Here is a 348-nt window from a genome sequence, read left to right as displayed (position 1 = left end):
GGACTTGCAGCGACTTTCCGCTCCAGCCCATTGCTCAGTTCATATACAAGCATGACTCGTTTCTAAGGTTCTATTCTTTTTTTGGTAACGTCGCCGATATACTTTTGGAGAAAAGTCTCGACGCGCCCCCAAAATGCTACCCGGTTCTTCGGCAGGTACCAGCCATGGCCTTCGTCTGGATACGCAATCCATTCGACCTGTTTGTTGTACGGCCTGATGGCGGAAAGGAACTGACGTCCGTGATAGATCGGTACGCGTGGGTCCAGGTTTCCGTAGGCGAGCAGCAGTGGTGCCTTGATGCGCGCGGCCTGTTTGATCGGCGAGGTCGCCTTCAGCTGGACTGCGTCG

Annotated in this window: 1 protein-coding gene; it reads right to left on the bottom strand. The window is 54.6% G+C overall.

Features of this window, described 5'->3' with window-relative positions; translation table 11 throughout:
* Positions 1-62: 62 nt before the first annotated feature.
* On the bottom strand, positions 63-348 hold a 286-nt coding region (locus ACHAC9_RS24575), incomplete at its 5' end, for an alpha/beta hydrolase family protein (protein ID WP_435764444.1).

Source organism: Massilia sp. CMS3.1 (assembly GCF_051262535.1).
GTDB lineage: Bacteria > Pseudomonadota > Gammaproteobacteria > Burkholderiales > Burkholderiaceae_D > Telluria.
This window is presented reverse-complemented; position numbering and strand designations above follow the sequence as displayed.